26 protein-coding genes and 3 pseudogenes are annotated in these 23,663 nt (G+C 70.5%); 15 read left to right on the top strand and 14 right to left on the bottom strand.

The genetic code is table 11. The features are described 5' to 3' along the window. Window positions 1–355: 355 nt before the first annotated feature. Window positions 356–1,594 carry a multicopper oxidase domain-containing protein gene (locus GEV07_25575; GenBank protein ID MQA05939.1) on the bottom strand — a complete coding sequence of 413 codons (1,239 nt, stop codon included), beginning with the start codon at window positions 1,592–1,594 and terminating at the stop codon, window positions 356–358. Window positions 1,595–2,081: 487 nt separating this feature from the next. On the opposite strand from GEV07_25575, the gene GEV07_25570 reads away from it, so the two are divergent. From GEV07_25570 to GEV07_25540, 7 genes are all read left to right on the top strand, one after another. Then, complete coding sequence (locus tag GEV07_25570) at window positions 2,082–2,345, top strand: SHOCT domain-containing protein (protein ID MQA05938.1); 264 nt, start codon at window positions 2,082–2,084, stop codon at window positions 2,343–2,345. A 92-nt stretch (window positions 2,346–2,437) separates the two neighbouring features. Next, window positions 2,438–2,818 (top strand): BlaI/MecI/CopY family transcriptional regulator, encoded by a 381-nt coding sequence (locus GEV07_25565; protein ID MQA05937.1) that lies wholly within the window; start codon window positions 2,438–2,440, stop codon window positions 2,816–2,818. Beyond that, a complete protein-coding gene (locus tag GEV07_25560; GenBank protein MQA05936.1) occupies window positions 2,815–3,765 on the top strand; it encodes a M48 family metalloprotease in 951 nt (316 codons plus the stop codon). Before GEV07_25565 ends, GEV07_25560 begins: the two co-directional genes overlap by 4 nt. Before the next feature lie 117 nt (window positions 3,766–3,882). Beyond that, complete coding sequence (locus GEV07_25555; GenBank protein MQA05935.1) at window positions 3,883–4,098, top strand: hypothetical protein; 216 nt, start codon at window positions 3,883–3,885, stop codon at window positions 4,096–4,098. Beyond that, window positions 4,095–4,301, top strand: coding sequence for a hypothetical protein (locus GEV07_25550; GenBank protein MQA05934.1), 207 nt, complete (start codon window positions 4,095–4,097; stop codon window positions 4,299–4,301). Before GEV07_25555 ends, GEV07_25550 begins: the two co-directional genes overlap by 4 nt. Further along, a complete protein-coding gene (locus GEV07_25545) occupies window positions 4,285–4,881 on the top strand; it encodes a redoxin domain-containing protein (GenBank protein MQA05933.1) in 597 nt (198 codons plus the stop codon). The genes GEV07_25550 and GEV07_25545 overlap by 17 nt, the downstream gene beginning before the upstream one ends. A 97-nt stretch (window positions 4,882–4,978) precedes the next feature. After that, window positions 4,979–5,221: an SHOCT domain-containing protein gene (locus tag GEV07_25540; protein MQA05932.1), complete on the top strand. Its 243-nt coding sequence runs from the start codon at window positions 4,979–4,981 to the stop codon at window positions 5,219–5,221. A 288-nt stretch (window positions 5,222–5,509) separates the two neighbouring features. Here the strand turns inward: GEV07_25540 and GEV07_25535 are convergent, their stop codons facing one another. The 6 genes and pseudogenes from GEV07_25535 to GEV07_25510 all read right to left on the bottom strand — a co-directional run bounded on the left by GEV07_25535 (window position 5,510) and on the right by GEV07_25510 (window position 11,609). Further along, window positions 5,510–6,664, bottom strand: coding sequence for a LacI family DNA-binding transcriptional regulator (locus GEV07_25535; protein ID MQA05931.1), 1,155 nt, complete (start codon window positions 6,662–6,664; stop codon window positions 5,510–5,512). A 107-nt stretch (window positions 6,665–6,771) separates the two neighbouring features. Then, the gene (locus GEV07_25530) at window positions 6,772–8,121 is read right to left on the bottom strand and encodes a 3-carboxy-cis,cis-muconate cycloisomerase (GenBank protein MQA05930.1); all 1,350 of its coding nucleotides are present in this window, start codon (window positions 8,119–8,121) and stop codon (window positions 6,772–6,774) included. A 144-nt stretch (window positions 8,122–8,265) separates the two neighbouring features. Further along, entirely contained in the window at window positions 8,266–9,336 is a 1,071-nt protein-coding gene (locus GEV07_25525; protein ID MQA05929.1) for an SPFH/Band 7/PHB domain protein, read from the bottom strand. A gap of 32 nt (window positions 9,337–9,368) precedes the next feature. Further along, window positions 9,369–9,806 (bottom strand): NfeD family protein, encoded by a 438-nt coding sequence (locus GEV07_25520; protein MQA05928.1) that lies wholly within the window; start codon window positions 9,804–9,806, stop codon window positions 9,369–9,371. Window positions 9,807–9,877: 71 nt separating this feature from the next. Next, a pseudogene (locus GEV07_25515) lies at window positions 9,878–11,019 on the bottom strand (winged helix DNA-binding domain-containing protein). After that, a complete protein-coding gene (locus tag GEV07_25510) occupies window positions 11,016–11,609 on the bottom strand; it encodes a helix-turn-helix domain-containing protein (protein ID MQA05927.1) in 594 nt (197 codons plus the stop codon). Before GEV07_25510 ends, GEV07_25515 begins: the two are co-directional and overlap by 4 nt. 70 nt (window positions 11,610–11,679) lie before the next feature. On the opposite strand from GEV07_25510, the gene GEV07_25505 reads away from it, so the two are divergent. Next, a complete protein-coding gene (locus GEV07_25505) occupies window positions 11,680–12,258 on the top strand; it encodes a dienelactone hydrolase (protein MQA05926.1) in 579 nt (192 codons plus the stop codon). Here the strand turns inward: GEV07_25505 and GEV07_25500 are convergent. After that, window positions 12,255–12,835: pseudogene (locus tag GEV07_25500) on the bottom strand (TetR family transcriptional regulator). The gene GEV07_25505 and the pseudogene GEV07_25500 sit on opposite strands and share 4 nt — an antisense overlap. Window positions 12,836–12,879: 44 nt before the next feature. Here GEV07_25500 and GEV07_25495 point away from each other — a divergent pair. Both GEV07_25495 and GEV07_25490 read left to right on the top strand, forming a co-directional pair. Further along, window positions 12,880–13,779: pseudogene (locus tag GEV07_25495) on the top strand (SDR family NAD(P)-dependent oxidoreductase). 77 nt (window positions 13,780–13,856) lie between these two features. After that, window positions 13,857–14,069, top strand: a complete 213-nt coding sequence (locus GEV07_25490) for a hypothetical protein (GenBank protein MQA05925.1) — start codon at window positions 13,857–13,859, stop codon at window positions 14,067–14,069. 95 nt (window positions 14,070–14,164) lie between these two features. On the opposite strand, the gene GEV07_25485 is transcribed toward GEV07_25490, so the two are convergent. From GEV07_25485 to GEV07_25475, 3 genes are all read right to left on the bottom strand, one after another. After that, entirely contained in the window at window positions 14,165–14,887 is a 723-nt protein-coding gene (locus tag GEV07_25485) for a hypothetical protein (GenBank protein ID MQA05924.1), read from the bottom strand. Beyond that, window positions 14,887–15,249, bottom strand: a complete 363-nt coding sequence (locus tag GEV07_25480) for a hypothetical protein (GenBank protein ID MQA05923.1) — start codon at window positions 15,247–15,249, stop codon at window positions 14,887–14,889. The genes GEV07_25485 and GEV07_25480 overlap by 1 nt, the downstream gene beginning before the upstream one ends. Window positions 15,250–15,331: 82 nt before the next feature. After that, window positions 15,332–16,051 carry an asparagine synthase gene (locus GEV07_25475; protein ID MQA05922.1) on the bottom strand — a complete coding sequence of 240 codons (720 nt, stop codon included), beginning with the start codon at window positions 16,049–16,051 and terminating at the stop codon, window positions 15,332–15,334. A gap of 119 nt (window positions 16,052–16,170) precedes the next feature. On the opposite strand from GEV07_25475, the gene GEV07_25470 reads away from it, so the two are divergent. Then, window positions 16,171–16,965, top strand: a complete 795-nt coding sequence (locus GEV07_25470) for a metalloregulator ArsR/SmtB family transcription factor (protein ID MQA05921.1) — start codon at window positions 16,171–16,173, stop codon at window positions 16,963–16,965. Here the strand turns inward: GEV07_25470 and GEV07_25465 are convergent. Next, window positions 16,913–17,674, bottom strand: a complete 762-nt coding sequence (locus tag GEV07_25465) for a CDP-alcohol phosphatidyltransferase family protein (GenBank protein MQA05920.1) — start codon at window positions 17,672–17,674, stop codon at window positions 16,913–16,915. The two genes, GEV07_25470 and GEV07_25465, sit on opposite strands and share 53 nt — an antisense overlap. A 69-nt stretch (window positions 17,675–17,743) precedes the next feature. Here GEV07_25465 and GEV07_25460 point away from each other — a divergent pair, with 69 nt between their 5' ends. The 4 genes from GEV07_25460 to GEV07_25445 all read left to right on the top strand — a co-directional run bounded on the left by GEV07_25460 (window position 17,744) and on the right by GEV07_25445 (window position 21,052). Continuing rightward, window positions 17,744–18,724 carry a dehydrogenase gene (locus GEV07_25460; protein MQA05919.1) on the top strand — a complete coding sequence of 327 codons (981 nt, stop codon included), beginning with the start codon at window positions 17,744–17,746 and terminating at the stop codon, window positions 18,722–18,724. A gap of 15 nt (window positions 18,725–18,739) precedes the next feature. Further along, window positions 18,740–19,141: a 6-carboxytetrahydropterin synthase gene (locus GEV07_25455; GenBank protein MQA05918.1), complete on the top strand. Its 402-nt coding sequence runs from the start codon at window positions 18,740–18,742 to the stop codon at window positions 19,139–19,141. Window positions 19,142–19,220: 79 nt separating this feature from the next. Next, window positions 19,221–20,201 carry a glycosyltransferase gene (locus GEV07_25450; protein ID MQA05917.1) on the top strand — a complete coding sequence of 327 codons (981 nt, stop codon included), beginning with the start codon at window positions 19,221–19,223 and terminating at the stop codon, window positions 20,199–20,201. Then, entirely contained in the window at window positions 20,198–21,052 is an 855-nt protein-coding gene (locus GEV07_25445) for an SAM-dependent methyltransferase (protein MQA05916.1), read from the top strand. The genes GEV07_25450 and GEV07_25445 overlap by 4 nt, the downstream gene beginning before the upstream one ends. Here the strand turns inward: GEV07_25445 and GEV07_25440 are convergent. Then, a complete protein-coding gene (locus GEV07_25440) occupies window positions 21,030–22,715 on the bottom strand; it encodes a sulfatase-like hydrolase/transferase (protein ID MQA05915.1) in 1,686 nt (561 codons plus the stop codon). The genes GEV07_25445 and GEV07_25440 overlap by 23 nt on opposite strands. Before the next feature lie 345 nt (window positions 22,716–23,060). Next, on the bottom strand, window positions 23,061–23,663 hold a 603-nt coding region (locus tag GEV07_25435), incomplete at its 5' end, for a 4'-phosphopantetheinyl transferase superfamily protein (protein ID MQA05914.1).

The following is a 23,663-nucleotide window of genomic DNA, read 5'->3' as shown; positions in this document are numbered from 1 at the left end:
GAATCACCGACCTCCCGGCACAACGACTCATACCCCAGCCGATACCGGAACTTCAGAAACATCAACCGCAGGTAGGTCTCCATCGGAATCGACGGCCGCCCGAACCTTGCGACAAAAGAACGCCGCGAACGGCGCGAAAAAACACCGGATCCTCCAACAGCCCGTCAACCCGCGCCAACTCCGCCGACACTCAACCCCACCACGCTCCTTTGTGGTTGCTGCCCAAGCAGTTTAGGACTACCGCACGCACCTGCGTGTCGGCGTAGTGGCTGCTCGTCCGCGCGGCGGGCCTGTCGCTCACCGTGTCTCGGCCGGCGGTTCGAGCAGACGTGTTCGTTGGTGGGAGAAGCTCCAGTCAGTGCTGGTAGGAGACGATGGTGGCCATGCCGGTCGCCAGGTGGTAGGCGTTGTGGCAGTGGACGAGCCACTGGCCGGGGTTGTCGGCGGTGAAGTCGATACTGATGCGTTCGCCTGGGGGCACCATGAGGGTGTCTTTGCGGGTTCCCGAGGGAAACGGGCGTTCGGTCTTGCTGGTGGTGGTGCCGACCGACCGTACGGTGAAGGTGTGGCCGTGCAGGTGCATTGGGTGGTACATGGGTGTCTGGTTGAGGAAGACGAGCCGGACCTGTTCCTGTTCGCGTACGGGGACCGGGGTGATACCGGCGTACGGTTTCTCGGCGTTGTAGGTTTCGGCGTTGATGCGCCAGGTGAAGGTTTTCATGTCACCGGTCAGGTAGAGCGCGCGGTCCACGTCCAGCGCATGTTCAGCGGCCCGTACCTCGGGTGTGGCGCGGAGATCGGCGAGATCGAGTAGTCGGCCGGCGAGCTCGTCCGGGGCGGCGTCGGGTGGGGGAGTTGGCCCGGCTGCGGTCCGGATGACGCCGAGTGCTTGCGCGGCTTTGCCTTCGGCGACGGCGACGAGCGGGAACGCTCCGTCGCCGAGCGTGATGAGCAGGTCGTAGCGTTCGCCGGAGGCGACCTGGAGGGTGTCCACGGTGGTCGGCTGGACGGGGAAGCCGTCGGTGTGCGTGACGGTGAGCCGGTGGCCGCCGAGCGCGACCCGGAACACCGACGCGCCGCCGGCGTTGATGACCCGGATGCGGGCGCGTTGCCCCGGCTTGGCTCGGAACGTGTGGGGTGCGGTGGGTAGACGGCCGTTGAGCAGGTAGAAGGGGTAGTCGACGGCGCTGGCGAGCCGGGCGGGAATCGGCATGGGGGTGATGCCGGGTTTCGGGCTGGCCAGCTTGGCGGGCACGTGGTAATGCCATGACCGGGACCGGTCGGGGATCTTCCCGGCGGTGACCGGTGTCTCGTAGCGAGCGTTCATGCCTCCCCTCCGCAGCGTGGCGAGTACCTGGTCCGGGGTGGCGTCGGCACCGTCGATCCAGTCGTCGAGTACCACGACGAACTCGACGTCGTAGTCGCCGCGGTCGTGTGGGTCGTCGATGATCAGTGGGGCGAACAGGCCGCGCTCGCGCTGCACTCGCACGTGTGGGTGCAGCCAATGGGTGCCGGGGTCTGGGACGGTGAACGCGTAGCGCATGCGGTCGCCTGGCGGGATGGCGCGCTGGGTGAGGTGTGGTACCCCGTCCATGTCGTTGCGCAGCCGGATCCCGTGCCAGTGGACGGTGGTCGGTTCCGGTAGGCGGTTGGTTACGTCGCCGTCGAGCTGGTCTCCGGCCCGGCACCGGATCGTGGGGCCTGGTACCTGTCCGTTGTAGGCCCAGGTGCGTACGATGCGTCCGCCGAGGTCGATCTCGGTCGGCTCGGCAACCAGCCGGGCAGGTACGGCGCGCCCGGTTCCTGCCGCGATTCGGCTTTCCTCGTGGCGCCGAACGGCCTGCGCCCGGCCTCGATCCGAGCCGGTCGCCTGGCGCCAGTGTCACCGCCGAAGGCGATCAGTGCTCCGCCGGTGGCGGCGGCACCGGCTACTCCCGCCGCACCGAGCAGCAGGTCCCTTCGGGTGATCTGATGTCTGTGCACCTGGCTATCCAGCGATGATTTCCAACTGGCCCATGAACTAAGTACGATAGTAGATTGGTCGATGGGACACACGAGGTGGGAGCATGTGCGAGTCGATGATGGGGTCAGCGGGAATGTCCGGCGGCATGTGGTTGATTCCCAGCTTGTCCATGATCGCGCTGATCGTGGCGGCCGCGGCCACCGTGGTGCTGGCTACGACGCTGCTCCGGCGTCCGGCTCCTTCCCCCGCCGGGTCGGCTGAGGCGCGGGCGTTGGCGGTGGCTAAGGAAAGGTACGCGCGCGGCGAGATCGACCACGCTGAGTTGGACCGGATCCTCGACACCCTGCTGCACAAGGAAAGCAGAACCGACCCACGGCGGTAATACCAACTGTGCACCGGGTACGTCAGCGACCGGACTCCGCTAACGTCGTCTACGATGCAGCCTAGAAGTTCTGATGGAAGTGGGGAGGTCGGGTGCGGTCGTTCGGTGACCTGGAGGCGGCGATCATGGACCGGATCTGGTCCGCCGAGCGCCCTCTGCGGGTGCGCGTGTCCCGCGAGGTGCTCGACCAGCTGCAGCAGGATCGCCAGCTGGCCTACACCACGGTGTTGACGGTGACGGAGATCCTGTACCGCAAGGGATGGTTGCAGCGGGAGAAGGACGGCCGGGCCTACCGCTACTGGCCGACCGCGACGAGGGCCGAGTACGCGGCAGGTCTGATGGACGAGGCACTTGCCGAGGGCGATGACCCGGCGGCGACCCTGCTCCGCTTCGCCGAGCGGCTGGATCCGGACGAGCTCGACGACCTGCGGCGCGCACTACGGACGGCCGGGCGGAAGAGGCGTGCCCAGTGAAGGTCGCACTCGTGCTGTTCGGGTACGCGGCGCTGCTCGCCGCTGTGGGCCCGATGGTGCTGCGGAGGGCCGGGTGGGTCGACAGGGCGCCGAGGCTGGGCGTGCTGATGTGGCTGGTGTTGGTCGCGTCCATCGTGGCATCCGTCGTCCTGGCGGGGTTCAGCCTGGCGGTGCCGATCGGGACGGTCAGTGGTGATCTCGCCGCGTTGCTGCGCGCGTGTGTCATGGCGTTGCGCGCGCAGTACGCGACCTCGGGTGGCGCAGCGGTGGGGGTCGTAGGAGCAGTCCTGAGCCTGCTGGTTATCGCGCGTCTGGTGTACTGTGCGGCAGCCGCCGCCGCAGAATCGGCTGCGCTACGGCGCGATCAACTCCGCGTGATGGCGATCGTCGGACATCGTGACCCACGCTGGGATGCGGTCATCGTCGACCACGACGTCGCCGCCGCCTACTGCCTACCTGGCCGACGGCAGCGCGTGGTGGTCAGCAGCGAAGCGCTGCGGACGCTGGCCGACGACGAGATCGACGCGGTGCTCGCGCACGAGCGCGCCCACCTGCGTGGCCGCCATCATCTCCTGGTCGGCGCGGTCACCGCTGTTGCGCGCGCGTTCTGGTTCGTACCTGTCTTCGGTGTGGCCCGACATGAGGTGAGTCGACTGGTCGAGCTGCTCGCCGACGACGCGGCGACCCGGACCTGCTCGCGGCTCGCTATGGCCGACGCACTGCTCGGCGTCGCCGCCGTGCCGGCGCCCACGGGTGCCTTGGGGGCAGGAGGTACTTCCACGGCTCTCCGGGTGCGTCGCCTGATCGAGCCGCACGTGCCGCTGAGCCGGGGGCGGCGCCTCGTAGGCACACTCGCGGTAGGGGTACTCCTGGCGGTTCCCGTCCTGGTGGCCACCGGTCCCGCCATTGTCGCGACTCAGCTGAACTACTGCCCGGTGCCCCTGTAACGCGACCAACTATGACCCTCCTCGGTGGCGACATGCACCAGGGATCAGCTACTAAACAGCTTAGGTGTATAGTCGTCGACAACTCGGCCATTCTTGTCGACGAGCGAGGGAGTCACCGTGTCCGAGGCCCTGATCACCCTGGCCGTGCTGGCCTGTCCCGTCGGCATGGGCCTGATGATGCTCTTCATGATGCGCAGCAACCGCAACGCGTCGAATAGCGACTCGCAGGCACCGGACGCGACCGACGCCGAGATCACCCGGCTGCGCGCGGAGATCGACCAACTCCGCGCCGCCCAGACCGACGCCGGGCGGCGCGGCGGTGAGCCTCGATGAGTATCTGGTTCGCTGCACTGATCCTCGCCCTCGCGGTCGCGGCGACTTACCTGTTCTGCCTCCGCCCGATGCGCCGCGGCGAATGCGGCATGGCCGCCACTGCGCCGGATCAGACTCGCGATCGGCAGCAGGAGTTGGCCGATCTGCGCCACCAGGTCGCGCGGCTGCAGGCAGAGAACGCCTGGAATGACGCCGACCGTTAGCCCGCGACGGGCCTTGGCCGCGGGTGTCTGTGCTGCCCTGTTCGTCGTGGCCGGCTGTACTGGCGCGAGCGGCACCCCCACCCCCACCTCCAACAGCGAGAACCAGCGATACATCTCGGGCACCGGCGAGCTACAGGTCGTCGCAAAGCGAGACCGCAAGCCGGCACCAACGCTGCGCGGTGAGACGCTGGACGGCAAGCAGCTCAGTACCGCCTCGTACCGCGGCAAGGTCGTCGTACTGAACTTCTGGGCATCCTGGTGCGCCCCATGCCGCGCCGAGGCACCCGCACTACAGGCTGTCTCCGCGAAGACGGAAGCCGACGGGGTGCAGTTCATCGGCATCAACTTCAAGGACACCCGCGCCAACGCCCTCGCGTTCGAGCGCGAGTTCGACGTGGGCTACCCGAGCCTCTATGACCCGCCCGGCGAGACCGCGCTGGCGTTTCGCGGCCAGCTACCCCCGGCCGCCGTACCTAGCACCATCGTGATCGATCGCACCGGACGCGTCGCCGCCCGCATCATAGGCCAGACCACCTACACCAGGCTCCTCCGCGTCGTACGTCGGGTGGCCGCCGAGTAGGGCCGTACGACGCGAGTGCTAAGCACCATCGTTGATATGCGGTGCAGTCAGGTATGGACCGGGACGAAATGGGAAGGAGCGCGGAATGATGGATGACATGTGGTCCATGATGGGCGGAATGGGCCTGTGGATGCTGGTGTGGGTACTCCTCCTCCTTGCGCTGCTCACCGCGGCCGTCGTCGGCGTCATCGCGTTGGCCCGGCGAGGCACCAATGCGCTGCGTGCCGATCAGCGCGAAGAACGAGCAGTGGAGTCGCCTGAGGACATCCTCAAGCGCCGGTATGCGGCGGGCGAGATCGACGAAGACGAGTACCACCGCCGCCTGTCCGACCTATCGTAGCTTCGCCGCCGCCTGAGACATCACCACCCAACTGACCCCTTCCGTATCACCGCGAGCCGCAGCCAGCTAATATCTACCAAGCAACTTAGTTGCTACGGTGTTTGGTAGGTGACGCATGAGGAGGCGCGGTCGTGCCAGCGGGTGCCCCGAAGAAGGCGCAGAAGAGGTCCACGAGTAAGAAGCTGGACGCCAAGCGTCGCGCGCGGGAGCGGGCGGCCGCGGCCCGGGAGGCGAAGCGCAGGGTTGAGCGTCGCCGCTGGCTGGTGACGATCGCCGCGATCGTGGCGGTCAGCGGTGTGCTGATCGGACTGACGGTGTGGGCGGTGTGGCCGCGTGAGGACCCGCAGGTGGCGTTGCCGAAGCCGGTGTCCGGGCGGCAGGAGGAACCGCCGCCATGGCCGGTACCGGTCGACCCGGTGGCCGGGGCACGACGGGCCGGCTTGGACGTGCAACCGATGGAGGGGACAGCGAAGCACTTCCATTCCCACTTGGACGCCATCGTCGATGGTGAGCCGGTGGTAGTGCCAGCCAACCTCGGCATCGACCCGTCCGGGAACGCGATGTCGGAGCTGCACACCCACGACGAACGGGGTGTGCTGCACGTCGAGGCGCCGACCGCCGACAAGCGGTATGTATCCGCACGGTGGTGAGCGCCGGCGCGAACGCCCTGGCGAGCGGGTGGTCGTGCACGGCGATGACGGACAGGTCGCGCGGTACGACGACGCCGGCGCGCCTGGCGGCGGCGAGCGCTCCCGCGGCCGTGACCACGTTGCCGACGACGACCGCCGTCGGCGGCGGGTCGAGCGCGAGCAGCTCGTCCATCGCGGCCTCGCCGCCGTCGAGGGTGAGTGCGCCGGGGACCACCGCGACCGGGTCGAGTCCCTCCTCGGCGAGGCAGGTCACGACCCCTTCGGTGCGGCGCCTGGTCGAGTCGACCTCGGGCGGCCCGGCGAGATGCGCGATCTCACGGTGCCCGAGATCGAGCAGGTTCCGGGTCGCCAGTTGGGCGCCACGGCTGTCGTCGAGCAGGACGTGACGCCGGCTGGAGCCTGTGCTGCGGTTCACCATCAACCACCGCACGCCGGAGTCGGGAGGCGGTACGTCGGCGTCGTCCAGGTCGGCCGTCACCAGCAGTCCGTCGACCGCGCCGCGCCTGGCCAGGTCGACGAACCTGGCCATCCGCCCGCTGCCTGCAGGTGCGGTGCCGGTGAGCAACGAGAAACCGCGCCTGTCGGCCTCTTCCTCCACGCCTTGCACGATGACTGACCAGATCGGGTTGTCGAACGCCGGCAGCACCAGCCCGATGGTGCCGGTCTCGGACATGCGCAGGCTCCGCGCGACGGCGCTCGGCCGGTAGCCGAGCCGCTCGACCGCGCGGCGCACCCGGTCGCGCGTCTCCGGCCGGATCCGCAGCGACTCGTCGCCGTTGAGCACCTTCGACACGACGGCGCTGTCGACGCCGGCCGCCTCCGCGACGTCCCTGATGGTGACCCGCCCGTCGGTCTCGTCATGTCAAGACGCGTGCTCCAGCGTCGCGGTCGTGCTGTCGCTCATGCTGTTGCTCGGTCCTTGGTCGAGGAAGTCCACAGGTCCAGTGCCGTGGCGCACATCCGTACGGCGTCGCCGACGTAGTCGGCCGGCTCGATCGCCGCGTCCAGGGTCGCCTCGGCGCCGTCGGCCGCTAGCCGCCGCCGCACGGCGTCGACGAGCGGCTGGCCATTGGCGCGGACGTCGCGTGCGGCCGCGTACACGACGTCGTGTGCCAGTTCCCGGCCGAGTGCCGGCGCCAGGGCGATCATGTACGCCTCGGCCATCACCAGGCCGTTGTCTGCGTCGAGGTTGGTGCGCATCGCGTCGGCGTCCACGTGCAGACCGCCGACGAGCTCCGTCGTGCACCGCAACGCGCTGGCCGTCTGGGTCAGCAGGTGGGGGAGGGCGAACCACTCGACGTGCCACTCGCCGGCGGCGCGTTCCTGTGGCACCTCGAGCGAACGCTGCAGTGAGCTGCAGAGTGCGCCGACCACGGTGGACATCCCGACGATGCCCTCGGCGAGTATCGGGTTGGCCTTCTGCGGCATCGTCGACGAGGCGCCGCGATGCTTGCCGTCGGCCTCCCGTACCTCGCCGATCTCCGTACGCGACAGGTCGATGACGTTGCGCGCCAGCCGCGCGCATGCGCCGGCGACCAGCGTGGCGGCCTGGGCGAACGCGACGACGCCGTCGCGGCTCGCGTGCCAGGAGACGTCGACGGCGCGGAGCCCGAGGATCTCCGCCAGCGTCCGCCGTACCTCCGCCGCCTGCGGGCCGAGCGCGGCGGACGTACCGCCCGCACCGTAGAGCGAGACCACCGCCGCGTCGTGCCGTGCCGCCGCGAGGCGTCTGCGGGCGCGGAGCAGCTCGGTCAGCGAGGGCGCCAGGTGCGCACCGAACGTCGTCGGTACGGCCTGCTGGCCGTGCGTCCGTCCTGGCATGAGGGTCGCGCGGTGCTCGTCGACGAGTCGTGCCACGGCGTCGCCGAGCGCGCCGACCCGTGCCGTCAGCAGGTCGGCGGCCTCGCCGAGCTGGAGGGCGAGGGCGGTGTCCATGATGTCCTGCGTCGTGGCGCCGTAGTGCACGTGCCCGTCCGGCCCGTCCGGCAGCCTGGCCGCGAGCTGCCGTACCAGGCCGAGGATCGGGTAACCGACCGTCTTCGCGGTGGACCAGAGGGCGGCCAGGTCGATGTCGTCCACCCGTGCGGCGTCCGCGATTGCCCGCGCGTCGTCCTCGTCGAGCACGCCGACGGCCGCCTGCGCACGGGCGAGCGCCGCCTCCACGGTGAGCCACTGCTCGACCGTCCTTCGCTCACCGAAGACCTGCGCCATCTGGGCGTCCCCGTAGACGGTCGATAGCAGCTCGAACATCGCGGTCACCTAGCCGATCAATCGATTGACCAGAACCGTCTCGCGCACCGGAAAGACGCGTCAACCGCAACGTGGTGCGCCCGGCGGTCGGCATGATGCCGGCCGTCGGGCGCTGTCCGTGCGGGTCGTGGAGACCCGGTTGGGTTAGCGGTGGGCGGTGTCGTCCGTCGCCGGGGTGGAGGTGCCCTGGGCTGCTGCCGCCTCGGCCTTGGCTTCGCTGACTGCGGCCTCGGCCAGCTCGGTGGCGTGGTCGGCGGCGGTCGCCGCGTCCAGCGCCAGGGGCTCGTCGTTCGCCGGTTCGTGGCTGGCTTCCGCGGTGTCCTCCTCCGCCGCGGGCGCGCCCATTCTCGAGTGGTCACCGAAGGCGTCGGTGACGGTGCGGATCGCCTGGGTCAGCTCACCGGGGATGACCCAGAACGTGTTGTTCTCGCCGTCCGCCAGGTGCGGCAGCATCTGCAGGTACTTGTACGCGAGGACCTTCGGGTCGGCGTTGTTGCGGTGCACCGACTGGAAGACCCGTTCGACGGCCTTCGCCTCGCCGTCGGCCCGCAGGATGGCGGCCTGCTGGTCACCTTGCGCCACCAGGATCTCCTGCTGCCTGGTGCCCTCGGCCGTGAGGATCTTGGACTGCCGTTCCCCTTCGGCGTGCAGGATGACCGCGCGCTTGTCGCGCTCGGCGCGCATCTGCTTCTCCATGGCCTCCTTGATGGTGGACGGTGGGTCGATCGCCTTGATCTCGACCCGGTTCACCCGGATGCCCCACTTGCCGGTCGCCTCGTCGAGGACCGTACGCAGCTGGGCGTTGATCTCCTCGCGCGACGTCAGCGTCCGCTCCAGGTCCATGCTGCCGATGACGTTCCGCAGCGTGGTGACGGTGAGCTGGTCGATCGCCTGCAGATAGTCCGCGACCTCGTACGCCGCCGCCCGCGGTTCTGTGATCTGGTAGTACAGCACCGTGTCGATGTTCACCACCAGGTTGTCCTCGGTGATCACCGGCTGCGGACGCGACGAGAACACCTGCTCCCGCACGTCCAGCTTGGTGTTGATCCGGTCCGCCACCGGGACGATGAGGTTCAACCCCGGTTGCAGCGTCACGCGATAGCGGCCGAACCGTTCGACGTTGTAACGGCGCGCCTGCGGGACGATCCGCACGGTGGACACGACCACGAACGCCACCAAGGCCGCAACGATGATGATCAGCACCAATGGTTCCATGTCTCCTCCGCCTTCGGGTCGACGCTCGGTGTTCAGGGCAGTAGGTCCCGTGGGTAGACGACTGCCGTGGCGCCCTCGATCTCCATGACGTCCACCCTCGCGCCGATGGGGATCACCTGGGTCTCGTCGAGTGAATGGGCCGACCACTCCTCGCCGGCGAGCCTGATCAGCCCGCGCGCAGCAGTGACCTCCTGGACCACGACGGCCGTCTTCCCGACCAACGCGTCGCTGCCGTCGCGCGCCAGCGGGGGTTGGGTCATATGTCGCCGCGCGATGGGGCGTACGACGAACAGCCCGGTCGCGGCCGCGGCTGCGAACGCGAGGAGCTGCAACAGCAACGGGGCGCCGAGCCCGGCGACGACCGCCGCGACGACGGCGGCGGCAGCGAGCAGGCCGAGGGCCAGGGTCAGCGTGAAGAACTCCGCGACGCCCAAGGCCGCGGCGGCTATCAGCCACACGATCCACGGCATCACATCGCCCCCCGTCCAGGACGGTTACCACCAAGCTACCTCGCCCGGCGTCCGTGTGGATACGTCGTCGGCTACCCGGAAAGGACGCGGGTCTCGACGCCGGGCAGGTCGGCCCACCAGTGGTGGTAGCGACGGTAGATGTCGGTGTCGCGCTCGGCGAGGAACGCCAGCAGCGCGCGGGCTTCGGCGGCGAGCCCCCGCCACGCGGCCGCCGGCAGCCGGTGGAACGCCGTCGCCTCGATCCCCGCCTCCACCGGGCGCCACACGCCGGCGACGTACCCGTCGACGAGCAGGGTCGGCAGTACGTCGCCGTTCGAGCGGGTCACGCGCTTGCGGTACTCCGGCGGGAGGACGCGGCTGCGGTCGGCGTAGGCCAGTAGGACGCTGTCCCACATGGGCAGCAGCCGCGGCGGGGCCGGGGTGTCCGCCGCAGGCCGGGGCGCGCCCGGGACGTCGTACAGCACCGTGCCGTCCGGTCCCTCCAGCTGCTCGAGGTCGTCGGCGATGCCGGCCACGGCGGTCTTGACCCTGGACCTGTGCACCATGGCGAACTGCGCCATGTCCGGCACCGACGCAGGGCCGAAGCCTTCCAGGTACCTGCGGATCAGCGTGGGCAACGACCCGGCGGACGACTCGTCGTCGAGCGTCGAGCGTCGGGCGGGTGTGCGGTGCGACGTACGACGGCCGGGGGGGCGAACGACCACGGGCCACCGGTCGGCGCGTGCAGCAGCGGCGTGTACCCGCGCCACGCCCGCTTCAGCCCCGGCTGTGCCGGCACGCCGAGCAGCTCCTCGAGGAACGTCTCGATCTCGTCGGTGCCGCGCGTTCGGTGGGCGTAGTCCTGCAGCTTCGGCACCATCGCGTCGGCGTCGTCGAGGGTGAGCCCGGTGGCGGTATAGCGGTTGTTGAGCCGGGAACCGCGTACCGAGGGCTCCATCGCTTCCCTGAAGGCGCGGTAGTCGTCCGCGTGTACCGCGTGCAGGGTGACCCGGACCAGCGTCGCCTTGACGACGGTGTAGTCGGCGAACGCGGCGTCCAGGTCGGTGGGGTCGAAGTCGGCGATCCGGTTCCACAGCGCGAGGTACGGGGAGGGCGGTTCCTGCGCCTGCACGGCGACCACCCGGCGCACCGCGTCGGTGCTGGCGAGCGACTCGCGTTGCAGCAGCAGCTGCCGGCCGAGTGTGGCGCGGTTCAGCTCGCTCGCCGTGATCATGTTCCCCCTCCCGGGTCGTGGTCGTCGGCGGCGGGCAGCGTCGGGTAGTCGGTGGGGTAGAGGCCGACGACGAAGCCGTAGACGGTGTCGCCGGAACGCGGTGTCTGGGCGAAGTCGCGGACCAGGTCCTCCACCCGGCTCCAGAACTCCGCCGCGCGCTCTGGCGCGATCCTGGCGTGCCTGATCAGGCTCCGCAACTGGTGCGCGTCGTGCGCCGGAGCCGATTCCTCGGCCGCGACCGCGAAGTCGTTCTGGTCCGGTGGGATGGTGGCGCCACCCGGGCGCTGGCCGAGGCCGACGTAGACCACCCGTGCGGTGCGCCCGTAGTAGCGCTCCTCGATGGCCCGTACGCGGCGCGTCCGTACGACGCGTAGCAGCCCGGCGTCCACCATGACGTTCACGTGGTGCGCGACGGTGCTCTTCGGGCGCCCGACCGCGGTGGCCAGCTCGGTCACCGTCGCCGCCCGCTCGTGCAGCAGGTCGAGCAGTGTCATCCGCAGTGAGTCGGAGATCGCCCGCACCTGCGCCGGGGTGGTGAGCTCGAGGGTGTCGTCGAGGTCGTAATCCGGGACCGAGGGATTGATCGGCATGATTAGTTCATACTAGCATTCTCGATCGTTCGGCAAATTTGGTTCAAAGCTCGGAAAGACGGGGATGACCATGACAGAAGTAGTGCTGTTCCACCACGCGCAAGGGCTCACGCCGGGCGTGGTGGCGTTCGCGGACGAGCTGCGCCGGGCGGGGCACACCGTCCACGTCCCCGACCTCTTCGATGGACGCACGTTCCCCTCGCTGGCGGAGGGGCTGGACTACGTGCGGGAGCTGGGTTTCGGTGCCGTCATGGAGCGCGGGCTCGCGGCGGTGCAGCACCTGGGGCCGGCGCTCGTCTACGCCGGCTTCTCGCTCGGCGTGCTGCCGGCACAGCAGCTCGCCCAGACCCGCGCCGGTGCCCGCGGGGCGCTCCTCGTCGACTCCTGTGTTCCGGTGACCGAGTTCGGCGACGCGTGGCCGGCGGGCGTGCCCGTCCAGGTGCACGGCATGGACGCCGACCCGATCTTCGTCGACGAGGGCGACCTGGACGCGGCCCGGGCCCTGGTGGCCGAGGCGGAGAACGCCGAGCTCTTCCTCTACCCGGGCAAGCAGCACCTGTTCGTGGACTCCTCGCTGCCCTCCTACGACGAGCCGGCGGCGACGCTGCTCACCCGGCGCGTGCTCGACTTCCTCGCCACGGCCGGCTAGCGGGGTGGGCGGTGAGTGGCCGCGTGCTCGAGGTGGTCAAGGAGGTCGTCGGCCAGGTCGGTGGGGTTGGCGTGGCCCTTGCCGTCGGCGCTGAGGTGGCCGGCGGCGGCCAGGTCGGCGGCGCCGTGGGCGACCGCGCGGAGGAGTGCGGCCAGCCGTTCCGGGTCGCCAGGGGGTCGGGCGCCGGCCTCCTGGGCTGCGGTCACCAGGTCGACCAGGGCGGTCATGGCCGTGTGCGCGGCGCCGGCGGGCTCGGTCGACTCCGTCGACCAGGCGCCGAAGACCAGCTTGAAGCGGGTGGGGTAGTCGAGCGCCCAGCGGACGTACTCGTGCATGACCTGACGTAGCGCTGCGACGGCGGCGATCGTCGCGGCGACCTGGTCGCCCCGATGGGCGAGGTCGCGTGCCGCGACCGCGGCGAGCAGCGTCTCGTTGCTCGCGAAGTGCTTGTACGGGGCGTTGTGCGACACCCCGGCACGGCGCCCGACCTCGCGCACAACGTGACGGTGTCGACGCCGCCTTCGTCCAGCAGCCGGGTGGCGGCGGCGACCAGGGCGGCCCGGGTTCCGGCAGGCATCCGCACAGTCCTCCTAGGTTGACATTGTCAACCTAGGAGGTGCGATGGGACAGCAGGGCAAGCTGGCGGTGGTGACCGGTGCGACGGGCGGCATCGGCGAGGCGATTGCCGGGGCGCTCGCCGCGGCCGGGATGACGGTCGTGCTGGTCGGCCGCAGCGACGACCGGCTCAGGCGGGCGCGGCAGCGGATCGCTACCGCGGTCCCCGGCGCCGAGCTGCGCCTGGAGCGGGCCGACCTGTCGCTGCTCGCCGAGGTGCGTGCGCTCGCCGACCGGCTGGTCGCCGGCGAGGTGCCGGACGTGGTGGTCAGCAACGCGGTGGTCATGCCGGAGGTCGACGACGTCACGGCCGAGGGCCTGCAGCGCACCGTCGCGACGAACCACCTGGCGCTGTACCTGCTGCTGCGCTCACTGGTCGAACCGATCGGCAAGTGGCCCGCCAGGTTCGTGGTGGTGGGTGCGTCGCCGAGCGCACTTCGCGCCGCGCCCGTGGACCTGGAGGACCTGCAGTTCGCGAACGGACGCGGCCTCGGGGAGGTGTCGAGCAACCGGGCAGTTCGCCGCGTACGGACGGACGAAGAACATGAACGCGATGTTCGGCTACGCGCTGGCGCGGCGGCTGGCCGGTACGCAGATCGCCGTGAACGGCGCGCATCCGGGCATCATCCGCCATGCCGGGCTCAGCCGCGAGAACCGCGGTGCGCTGCGGCTGATGCAGCGGGTGCTCGAGCCGGTCACGCCTGGCCCGGCCGTCGGTGCGGACACGCCGGTGTGGCTGGCGACGTCGCCAGAGATCGACGGGTCACCGGCAGGTTCTTCGTCCGGCGGCGGGCGGTCCCCACCGCCCCGCACACCACCGACGTCGCCCGCTGCGACCGGCTGTGGGAGGAGAGCGCTCGGCTGACGGGGTTGAGTCCGGAGCTGCGGATCTGCGGAATCCCATGACAACTAGTCACGGATTGATTACAATCGGTCATGTAAGTCCGCAATCGCCCACCTGGGCGGTCCTAGGAAGGGGATGTATGAGGCGACGTATCCGACTGATCGCGGCCGCGATGTTCGCGGCTCCGTTCTTCGCCTTGTTGTTCGCGCCTGCGGCGAGCGCAGCCACCAATGACGAAGGAGCTCGTATCGCCCAGTCCGGGATCAACGTCTCGGCGTCCGTCAACACCGGTCTCGGTATCCACGCCGACGCCAATGTTGGTGGCTTGTATGTCCACGCCAGCCTGGGCTGACCCAGGCGGGTAACTGCTGAACTCGCCAGGTCCGCGCCGCACCGACACCTCGGGGGAGCCGGTACGGCGCGGGCCGCTTTTTCTGCCCGTGAGGGTCAGCCGGCGATGCCGCGGTAGATGACGCCGTGGTACTCGAAGTCATCGAGCTCGGCGGTGCCCACGGCCCACGTCCTGCCGCCCGTCGTGCCGGACGCTTCGATGCCGGTTGCCGTGCCCGGTTGCTCGGGCAGGGCGACCTTGGCCCAGCCGTCGGCGGTCTTGCGGTACATCAGGTTGCTGTCACGGCTGGAGAGCCAGAGCTTGCCGTTCGGGCCGGTGCCCACGTCGCTGGCGCCGACGCCGACCTCCATCGCGGGCAGCTTCTTGCGCGTCCACGTCTCGCCGTTGAACCGGTAGAGCATGCCCTGGGCGGAGTCGTCGCCGGTCGCCACGCCGATCGCCCAGGCGGTGTCGCCGACGAAGCCGACGTCGCTCAGCCATGCGCTGAACTCGTCCTCGCCGGGCGGTGGGGTCACCGCACCGGGGGAGAGCACCCGCCAGCGGGTGCCGTTCCAGTGCGCCGCGTACGGCTGGTCGTCGCGGGTGCCGACCGCCCAGATGTCGTTGCTGCCGTGCGCCTCGACGTTGGCGATGCTGTCCGGGCCGGCGCCGGGTAGCTGGGTCGTCCGCCAGCTGGTGCCGTCGTAGTGGCGTGCGACTCCGGTGCCGTCCGCGGTGCCGGAGGCGAACCACACGTCGTCGTCGGCGACCGCGGCCACGTCGCCACGGGTCGAGCCGGGGAAGCTGTGCGTCTGCCAGCCGTCGCCGTCCCAGTGCATCACCCGTCGTCGCCGCCGGAGTCGTCGGTGTCGTCGACGGCCAGCCACGCGGTGCCGCTCGACGTCGCGTCGATGCCGGTGAACTCCACGCCCACCTGTGGCGACTCGATCTCCCGCCAGGAGTCGCCGTCGTAGTGGAACGCCACCGGCTTGGTGTCGTCCCAGGGGCCGACCGAGCCGACCGCCCAGACGTCGTCGGCCGCGGCCGCGGCGACGTCGACGAACTCGTTCTCCTCGGCGCGGTCGAGCTCGTACTGCAGGTCCCACTCCACTGCCGCCGAAGCCGGGCTGGCGAGTACGAGGCTCAGTGTGAGCGCGCCACCGACGGTCAACAGTGCTCGGCGTTGACTGGTCCACTTCATCGTCGACTTACCCCCATGCCTGCGGTCGTTGACGGGGGTGAGACGCCCGATGCGGGTGGCGGGTTGTCCGCCGTCAGGTGTCCTACTCAGGCCACGGCTTCGTGCGCTGCCACCAGTGGAGCTTGCGTGCGTCGGCGCGTTTGCCGATGTGCAGGCGGCCGAGTTTGACGAACTCGTAGCCCGTACGGCGGCGGAAGTAGTCCTCGACGGCTCGTTTGCAGCCGGACCAGGTGTAGTAGTCGTCGATGACGAGCCGGCCGTCGGTGACGAGGTGGGGTTCGATGCGTTGCAGGCAGGTCATGGTGGACTCGTACCAGTCGGCGTCGAGGTGGGCGAGCGCGACGGGTTCGTCGATGTGCAGGGTGCCGTCGAAGTAGCCCTTGACGAGCTCGATGTGGTGGGTGCCTGGTGGGACGCCGTAGCGTTCGAACGAGGCGGTGACTTCGGCGAGCAGGTCGTCGCGGTAGCCGTAGTACGTGGTGCCGCCGATGCCCTTGGACTTGCCGGCGGTGATCCTGGCGTAGCGGCGGTGGACGTCGTCGCCGTCCTTGTCCGTCGGTGGCGGGATCATGTCGAAGGCGTCGTAGACGCGCAGTGGTCTGTTCGCTGATTTCAGTACGGCCATGACGATCGCCGACCCGCCGAGTGCGGTGCCGGCCTCGATGATCATGCCGTCCCTGCCCACTGTCTCGGTGTCCTGCACGGCTGCTGCGAGGTCGTGTAGGCAGCGGTTGTTCAGGTAGGTGAGCTTGTCCGACCGTACGCGCCGGATCACGTCGGCCGCATCGACAGACGGAGCCATCGGCGCCTCCCCGGTCCGGCAAATCCCGATTCGTCCGGAGGCTAACACGGCGGTTGACATACAGCCGTCTGGCTGCATATGGTAGGCAGCCAGACGGCTGCATAATGGGAGAGGTGCAGGTGGACGAGGTGTTCCGGGCGCTCGCCGACCCCAGCAGGCGGCAGCTGCTCGACAGCCTGAACGCGAAGAACGGGCAGAGCCTGCGCGAGCTGGGTGCCGGCCTGCAGATGGCGCGCCAGTCGGTGAGCAAGCACCTGGCGGTGCTCGCGGCCGCCAACCTGGTGACCACCGTCCGGCGTGGGCGGGAGAAGCTGCACTACCTCAACCCGGTGCCGATCAACGCCATCGCCGACCGCTGGATGACCCAGTACGACCGCGAGCGCACGCGCGCGCTCGCCGACCTGAAGAATGCCTTGGAGACCCCGATGACCGACACCAGGTTCGTCTACACCACGTACATCGAGACCACGCCGCAGCGGCTCTGGCAGGCGCTGACCGACCCGGCGTTCACCCGCAGGTACTGGGGAGTGACGTTCACCTCGGACTGGCAAGTCGGCTCCACCGTGACCTGGGAGCAGCTCGGCGTGACCATCGCCGACGCCAGCCAGGTCGTGCTGGAGTCCGAGCCGTACCGCAGGCTCGCCTACACCTGGCACGTGCTGACGCCCGAGTTCGCCGCGTCCGTGGACCTCAGCGACGAGGTCTACGCGCAGCTGGCGGCGGAGCCGCAGTCGAAGGTGACCTTCGACCTGGAGGAGCAGGGTCGCACGGTGAAGCTGACCGTGACGCACGACGCGATCGAGCCGGGCACGAAGCTGCTCGAGATGGTGAGCTCCGGCTGGCCGGAGATCCTGTCCAGCCTCAAGACGCTGCTCGAGACCGGCGACGTGCTGCCGGCGGCGACGAACGCCTGACGCGCCGGAGCAGAAGGACGTCGCGGCCGAACGACCACAGCAGCGCGGCCAGCGCCAGCGCGGTCGCCGCGGTCGCGGCCGGAGCCGGCAGGATCTCGGTGCTGACCGTCACGAGCACGACGCCCTGCGTCGCTGCCACGACCTTCCGCGTATACCGGTCGGGCAGCGGGCCACCCAGCCATGGCGCAACCAGCGCGGCGGCGCCGAACGCGTAGCGCATGGCGCCGATCGCCAGCACCCACGGGCCGAGCAGCGTGCTGACGTGGACGCTGAGCACGAGCACCAGGTACGCGTCGGTCTCCATGTCGAAGCGCGCGCCGAACGAGGAGGCGGTGCGGGTGCGCCTGGCGACGTACCCGTCGGCGGCGTCCAGGGTGAGCGCGAGTGCGGCGAGCGCGACGAGTGCAGCGGTGGGGACGTCGCCGAGGAACGCGGCGGCGACCAACGCGGTGACGCCGGCGATCAGGGCCGCGCGGGTCAGCGTGACCCGACCTGCCGGCCCGAGCGGCGCTCCCGTACGGCGCAGTGCCACGGTCAGCACGGCGCCGCCGACGGCCGTGTAGCCGAGTCCGGCGAGCCAGCCGAGCGGTGGCAGGTGGAACGCCGCGACGAGCGCGCTCACGACGAGCACTGCGGCTACAGCGCCGAGCAGTGGCTCCCACCGGCCGGTAGTGCATGCGCGCAGCGGCAACGTGGGCAGCGGTCGCATGGAGTGGGTGTGGCGGGTCACACCATAGACTACGGCGCGGGGCCGTGGCGGGTTCAGTGGAGGACGCCGATGGAACGCACTGCGCAAGCTTTCTGGGTCGAGTCGCCGGGCGTCGGTGCGATCCGCGAGGTGACGCTGCCGGAGCCCGGCCTGCAGGACGTCGTGGTGCGCAGCCTGTACTCCGGGATCAGCCGGGGCACCGAGACGCTCGTCTTCCGCGGCGGCGTCCCGCCCAGCCAGCACGACGTGATGTGCGCGCCGTTCCAGGACGGCGGCTTCCCCGGGCCGGTCAAGTACGGCTATCTGAACGTCGGCGTCGTCGAGCACGGGCCGCAGGCGCTGCTCGACCGGGTGGTGTTCTGCCTCTACCCGCACCAGACCCGCTACGTGGTGCCGGCCGGCGCGGTGCAGCCGGTGCCGGACGCCGTGCCGCCTGGCCGGGCGGTGCTCGCCGGCACCGTGGAGACCGCGGTCAACGCGCTGTGGGACGCGGCGCCGCTGATCGGGGACAGGGTCGCCGTCGTCGGGGCCGGCATGGTCGGCTGCTGCGTCGCCAGGCTCGCCGCCGGGCTGCCCGCCGTCCAGGTGCAGCTGGTCGACCCCGACCCGGCCAGGGCGGAGGTCGCGGCGGCGCTCGGCGTACCATTCGCCGCACCGGTGGACGCCACCGGTGACTGCGACGTCGTGGTGCACGCGAGCGCGACGGCCGCCGGCCTGGCCCGCTCGCTCGAGCTGCTTGCGCCCGACGGCGAGGTGGTCGAGCTCAGCTGGTACGGCGACCAGCAGGTCGCGGTGCCGCTTGGGGAGTTCTTCCACTCCCGCAGGCTCGCCGTACGGGCCAGCCAGGTGGGTGAGGTGGCCGCGGCCAGGCGGGCGCGCCGCACCACGGCCGACCGGTTGGCGATCGCGCTCGAGCTGCTCGCCGACCCGGTCTTCGACGCGTTGGTCACCGGCGAGAGCGACTTCGCTGACCTCCCCACGGTGTTGCCGCGGTTGGCCGACGGCGACCTGCCTGCGCTGTGCCACCGCATCGGCTACGGTCGTGGCTGATGGCGAGGAGGCCCGATGTTCAGCATCACCGTGCGCGACCACGTGATGATCGCGCACAGCTTCACCGGCGACGTGTTCGGGCCCGCCCAACGGCTGCACGGCGCGACGTACGTCGTCGACGCGACCTTCCGCCGCCCCGAGCTGGACGCGGACAACATCGTCGTGGACATCGGGCTCGCCACCGAGCAGCTGCGTGCCATCCTCGCGGAGCTGAACTACCGCAACCTCGACGACGAGCCCACGTTCGCCGGCGTGAACACGTCGACCGAGTTCCTGGCGAAGGTGGTCGCGGACCGGCTGGCCGACCGGGTGCACGCCGGTGCGCTCGGTGACGGCGCGCTGGGGCTGAGCGCGATCGAGGTGACGTTGCACGAGTCGCACGTCGCCTGGGCGAGCTACGAACGTGCCCTCAGGTAGCCGTACGGTCCACGTCGTCGTCCCCGCCGGGGTCGCCGACCCGTCGACACCCAGCGGCGGGAACGTCTACGACGTGCGGATGTGCGCGGCGCTGCAGCAGGCCGGTTGGCAGGTGCGAGAGCACGCCGTGGACGGCAGCTGGCCCCGCCCGGACGCGCAGGCGCGCACCGGGCTCGCTAAGGTGCTCGCTGCCGTGCCGGACGGCGCCGTCGCGGTGCTGGACGGCCTGGTCGCCGGTGGCGTGCCCGACGTCGTCGTGCCGCACGCCGAGCGGCTGCGGCTCGTCGTGCTCGTGCACCTGCCGCTCGGCGACGAGACCGGGCTGCCGGCCGACGTTGCGGCCGATCTGACCGCGGGGGAACGAGAGACGCTGCACGCCGCGACCGTCGTGGTGGTGACCAGCCGCTGGGCGGCGGCGCGCGTGACCGAGCAGTACGGCCTGGCCGCCGCCGACGTGCGGGTCGTCGCGCCCGGCGTCGACCGGGCACCGGTGGCGCCCGCCGGTGACGGGTCCAAGCTGCTGTGCGTGGCCGCGCTGACGCCGCGGAAGGGACACGACCTGCTGATCGAGGCACTCGCGGCGGTGGGAGACCTGCCGTGGACCTGCGCCTGCGTGGGACCGCAGCGCGACCCACAGCGCCTGGCCGAGCTGGAGCGGCTGATCGAGCGGCACCGGCTCGGCGACCGGGTCCAGCTGGCCGGTCCGGTGGTCGGCGACCGGCTGGCGGCGGCGTACGCGGCGGCCGACCTCGTGGTGCTGCCGTCGCGCACCGAGACGTACGGCATGGTCGTGACGGAGGCGCTGGCGCACGGCCGCCCGGTGCTCGCCACCGCGGTCGGCGGGGTGCCGGAGGCGGTCGGCGCCGACGAGACCGGGCGGGTGCCAGGGTTGCTGGTGGCCGCCGAGGCCGGCGCGCTCGCCGCCGGCCTGCGCCGCTGGCTGACCGAGCCGCAGCTGCGCAGCGCGCTGGCCGAGTCTGCGCTGCGCCGCCGCGGCTCGCTGACCGGCTGGGCCAGCGCCGGGCGGCGGCTGGGTGAGGTGTTGGAGTCGCTGTCATGAGCGGGTCGCCGCGGTTCAGCCCGCAGTGGCTGGCGTTGCGCGAGCCGGCGGACGCGGCCGCTCGTGCGGGTTCGTTGCTCGAGCTGCTGCGGCCGTGGCTGCCCACGGACAGGGCGACGGCCATCCGCGACCTGGGCAGCGGCACCGGTTCGATGGTGCGCTGGTTGGCCCCTCGGTTGCCCGGTCCGCAGCACTGGGTGCTGTGCGACCGTGACCCGCAGCTGCTCGCCAGGGCCGTCGAGAGCGTGCCGGCGGATGCCGCCGACGGTACCGCCGTGACCGCGGAACCCGAGGTGGGCGAGCTGGCCGCGATCCGCGCGGCCGACCTGGCCGGCACCACCCTGGTGACGGCGTCCGCCCTGCTCGACGTGCTGACCACGACCGAGCTGGACGCGCTCGTCGAGGCGTGCACGACGGCGGGATGCCCGGCCCTGCTCACGGTGTCCGTGGTCGGCCGGGTGGAGCTGGACCCGCCACACCCGATGGACGCCGAGATCGCCGCGGCGTTCGACGACCATCAGCGCCGTAGCGCCGGCGGCCACCGGTTGCTCGGGCCGGACGCGGTGGCCGCGGCCGCCGAGCGCTTCATGCGCGTGGGCGCAGAGGTGCACCGCAGGCCGAGCCCGTGGCAGCTGGGGTCGGCGGACGCCGAGCTGACGGCGCAGTGGCTGACCGGCTGGGTCACCGCGGCGACCGAGCAGCGGCCGGAGCTCGCCCCGGCCGCGGCCGACTACCTGCGGCAGCGGTTGGCCAGCTGCACGGCGGGTGCGATGCGGGCCGTGGTGCGCCACGAGGACCTGCTCGCACTGCCGGCGCGCCGGCCGGGCGCTACGGGCGGTTCGTCGACTTGATCGGACGCGCCCGCTTGTCCATCTGCACGCCCTTCGTACCTGGGTGCTGCCGGCCCACCTCGTGACACGAGGTGCCGTCGACCTTGCACTTGGTGTACTTCTCCAGCCAGTCGCTGAACTGCTGCACCGTGCGCTGGTGTTTGCGCGCGACGTTGTGGTTCTGCGCCGGATCGCTGCGCAGGTCGTAGAGCTCGCGCCGCTTGCTGTCGCTGTACTCCACGTAGAGCCAGCTCTTCGTGCGGATGGCGTCGTACGAGTGGAACGCGGGGATGAACTTGTCACGTTTCGCCGACGCCTTGTCGCCGTCGAGGTCCGGGTCCTTGACGGTGACCGGGTTCTGTTCCTGCGCGCGGTGCTCGAACAGCACGCCCTTGCGCCAGTCGGTCGCCTTCTTGCCGTGCAGCAGGGGGGCCAGGCTGCGGCCGTCGGACGGCTTCGGCTTCAGCCCGGCCAGCTCCTGGAACGTCGCGTAGAGGTCGACCGTCTGGGTCAGCTCCCTGCGGACGGCGCCCTTCTCCACGCCGGGCCCGGTGACGACCAGCGGCACCCGGGTGTCGTGGTCGTACGCGCTGCCCTTGCCCCGCATCAGCCCGTGCTCGCCGAGGTGGTAGCCGTTGTCCGAGGAGAACACGAAGTACGTGTTCGACAGCTGGCCGTTCCTGGCCAGCTGCTTGCGCATCTTGCGCATCTGGTCGTTGAGCGACTGCACCATCTGCACCCGGTCGCGGTAGTGCCAGTCGAGTTTCTGGTAGGTGCTCTCCTCGAAGTGGCTGCCGCGGCGTACGCGCAGGTCGAGGCAGTCGTACCTGCTGCCGTCACGGGCGGTGCCGCAGTCGCCGTGCGGGAACTCGCCGCCGGGCCAGCCGAGGCTGGGTCGGTCGCGCTCGGCGGCGGGGAACTTCGGCTCCGAGCCCTTGCCGTTGTACTGGTGGTGCGGGGCGTAGCTCCAGAGCTGGGTGAAGAACGGTTTGCCCTTGTCGCGCGCGCGGTTCGCGGATGTCCTTGCCTGCTTGCCGATCTGGTCGTTGAGGTAGATCGACGGCTTGGTGATCTTGCGGGGGCCGCCTCTGCGCTGCACGTCGGCCATCCGGTAGCTGCCGGCTATGTTGCGGTAGGCGGTGCCGTCGCCGATGTGCCACTCGTCCCAGCCGGGTGGCACAGGATCCTTGCGAAGGTTGTACTGGTTGATGTACTTGCCCGTGTGCGCAGCGCGATAGCCGGCCTTGTCCAGCTCCACCGTGTAGGTGCGCTTGGGGTTGCCGTTGCGTACGAACGCCTGGTGGCCGCCGCCGCGGTAGTTCTCGTTGACCCGCACGCCGGTGTTGTGCGGGTAGCGACCGGTGAGGATGTTCGAGCGCGACGGGCAGCACAGGCTGTCCGCGGCGTAGAAGTTCGTGAACGTGGTGCCATTGGCACGCATCCGTCGCACCTCGGACATGTACTTGACGAGGTTCCACGACAGGTCGTCGGTGAGCACGAAGACGATGTTCGGTTTGTCGCTTGGTGGCGGCGGTGTCTTCGTTGGTTCGCCGGACGCGCTGCGCGGTCCGGAGCCGGAGGCCTGGTTGAGGCAGGCTGTCGCTGCCAACGCGGTGACGAGCAGGGCCGCGATCACCCAGATCCTTCTGCCCACGTGCTCGTTACCCTCTCCACACCGCGTCACTGACCACGTTCTCTAGACCGCGAACCGGGCGCGCCGGCGCCGTCCGCGGGAGCGGGATGCCGCGTGATGCAGTTTCCCCCGCCTGACTTTTCCCTGCTCGGCTCAGAACTGCCGCGGCTCGATCATAGGCCACGCGACGTCGGCAATGTGCCTGACCTCGCCGAGTGGTGGCACGACAACGGGAGCTGTCGATCTGTCAGCAACCCGTTATTTCCGGTACACGGCACCGCGATCTGAGTGTGCGGGCCGGTGACTCGGGGCGCTCGCCACCGGCCCGCTCGTCCGGAGCTTAGCCGGTGCCGGCCCTCGGTGGGGACGACCGCGGCACCTCTGTGGACGATCGCCCTACCGCATCGGTGGCGGCGCGGCGTGCCGCACCAGCTCCACCGGGCCGCGGATCGCCACCCCGACGGCGGCGTCGCCAGGGGTGAACCACTGTGCGAAATGCCACCCGCCCGTATCGTCCGCGGCGCCGGCGGCTAGCCGGACGGCGTCCCCGCCGAGGTCGAAGCCCACCTCCTGGAACGGCATCGCCATGCCGAGGCCGCGCGCCTTGGCGTATGCCTCCTTCAACGTCCAGTAACGGAAGAACTCCCGGCGCCTGCGCTCGCCGCTGTACGCGGCCAGCGCCGCACGCTCGTCCGCGGTGAGCGTGCCCCGTGCGAGCAGCGTGACGTCGGCGGCACCCGGTGTGTGTTCGACATCGATCCCGCAGTCCGCGCCCGCGGTGACCACGCAGGCGACGGTGCCCTCGGTGTGGCTGAGGTTGAACCGCAGCGCGACGTCGTGCTGGGCGCAGTCCAGCTCTGGCCGGCCCTGCGCGGCCGCACGGAAGTGCCACCGGCTCGGCTCGGTCGACGGGTCGCGACTGCTCAGCGCCGTACGGACCAGGCCGTGCGCGGCGAGGTACCCGAGCCGGTCGTGGTCCAGCCGGAACCCGTCGAGCCG

The organism is Streptosporangiales bacterium (genome assembly GCA_009379825.1).
GTDB lineage: Bacteria > Actinomycetota > Actinomycetes > Streptosporangiales > WHST01 > WHST01.
Note: the sequence above shows the minus strand (reverse complement) of the source record. Positions and strands in the feature narration are given on the sequence as shown.